1 protein-coding gene is annotated in these 2122 nt (G+C 45.7%); it reads left to right on the top strand.

Annotated elements, in window-relative coordinates; all coding sequences use genetic code 11:
• A partial coding sequence (locus H6S82_RS30575) for an amino acid adenylation domain-containing protein (RefSeq protein ID WP_191057279.1) occupies nt 1–2122 on the top strand: 2122 nt, incomplete at both ends.

Below are 2122 nucleotides of genomic sequence, written 5' to 3'. Positions count from 1 at the left end.
AAATTACTGCGCTTTGGCGAACAAGAGTACATCTTCCTGATGACAATTCACCACATCATTTCGGATGGTTGGTCATTGGGAGTATTCATGTATGAATTGATACAGCTTTACGATGCTTTCTGCTTGGGCTTGCCCTCCCCACTGCCAGAACTGTCCATTCAGTATGCCGACTATGCGATTTGGCAGCAACAATGGCTGGAGGGAGAGATTATGGCCAGTCAGCTTTCCTTCTGGCAGCAGCAACTCGGCGGTAGTTCGCAAACGCTGGAATTGCTCGCCGATCGATCGCGACCTGCCGTGCAGAGTTTCCGTGGTGCCAATCAACCGCTAACATTATCGCCAACTTTGGTGGAAAAACTCAAGGCACTGTCGCGTCGAGAAGGTGTCACTTTATTTACGATTTTGTTGGCGGCATTCAACATTTTGCTATATCGTTACACCGGACAGGAAGATATTTTAGTCGGTTCGCCGATCGCAGGTCGTCAATATCCCGATTTAGAAAAGTTAATTGGCTTTTTTGTCAATACTATAGTGCTGCGAACTGACCTGGCTGGAACCCCCAGTTTTAAGCAACTGTTGCAGCGAGTTTGGGAAACTACCTTTGGAGCTTTTGCTAACCAAGAACTACCTTTCGAGAAGTTGGTGGAGGCGCTGCAACCAGAACGAAGCCTGAGTAAAAATCCGCTGTTTCAGGTAATGTTTGTTCTCCAAAATGCCAATATGCCCAGCCTCGATTATAGGTGGAGTCTCACCCAGCTAAATTTTGATACTGGGGCGACGCAATTCGATTTAACTTTGGCATTAGAAGAGAGACACGATCGCATCGTGGGCGGGTTTATATACAACACGGATTTATTTGATGCCGATACCATCACCAGAATGACAGGGCATTTTCAGACTTTGCTTGAAAGTATTGTCGCCCATCCCGAACAGCGCATTTGCGAATTGTCTTTGTTGACCGAGCGAGAGCATCAGCAGCTTTTGTTGTGGAATAACACGCAGACAGATTATCCTTCAAATGCTTGTATTCACCACCTATTTGAAGCTTGGGTAGAACAAACGCCCGATGCAGTAGCTCTCATTTTTGAAGATAAAGAATTAACTTACCGAGAACTGAATGCCAAAGCAAATCAGCTAGCACATTATCTAATAAGTTTTGGTGTGAAAGCAGAGGAACTCGTAGGAATTTGCGTAGATCGTTCAGTGGAAATGATAATCGGAATTTTGGGCATCCTCAAAGCTGGTGCTGCTTACGTTCCCTTAGATCCGGCATATCCGCAAGAGCGCTTGGCATTTATGTTAGAAGATGCTGGCGTTTCGGTGTTGCTAACTCAAGCAAGTTTATTAGCAACTGTTCCCCAACACAAAGCGCGTGTTTTCTGTTTGGATAAAGACTGGGAAGAAGTTGCATTACAGAGTGAGGAAAATCCCTCGTTGCAACTGACGCCGGATAATCTAGCCTATGTTATTTATACTTCTGGATCTACAGGTAAACCTAAAGGGGTACTGATAGAACATCGAGGTTTGTGCAATCTCGCTACAACACATATCGATCTGTTCGATGTGCGATCGAATAGCCGTATGCTCCAGTTTGCTTCCTCAAGTTTTGATGCTTCCATTTGGGAAATAGCCATCGCTTTAGCAGGAGGCGCAACGCTGGTGATGGGAACGCGGGAATCCTTAATGCCGGGACAAGCTTTGCTGAGGTTGTTGCGAGAGAAAGAAATTAATGTAGTTGTTCTACCGCCGTCAGCACTAGCAGTTTTGCCAGTAGAAGAACTTCCGGCATTAAGATCGCTCATAGTTGGTGGAGAAAGCTGTCCTCCCGATATCGTAACTCGTTGGGCGAAAGGTCGTCGTTTCTTCAACGCTTATGGGCCAACAGAAGCTACGGTTTGTACGACTGTTGCTGAATGCACTCCTTTTGACCAAAAGATTTCGATCGGTCGTGCGATCGCTAATAGCCAAGTTTACATCTTAGATACGCATTTGCAACCAGTTCCGATCGGCGTTCCCGGAGAAATATACATTGGTGGTATTGGTTTAGCAAGAGGTTATCTCAACCGCCCCGAACTTACTGCCCAAAGATTTATTGCCAATCCCTTTAATGATTTGGGATTGT

Origin of the sequence: Planktothrix sp. FACHB-1355, assembly GCF_014748295.1 — a bacterium.
Lineage (GTDB): Bacteria > Cyanobacteriota > Cyanobacteriia > Cyanobacteriales > Aerosakkonemataceae > Aerosakkonema > Aerosakkonema funiforme_A.
This window is presented reverse-complemented; position numbering and strand designations above follow the sequence as displayed.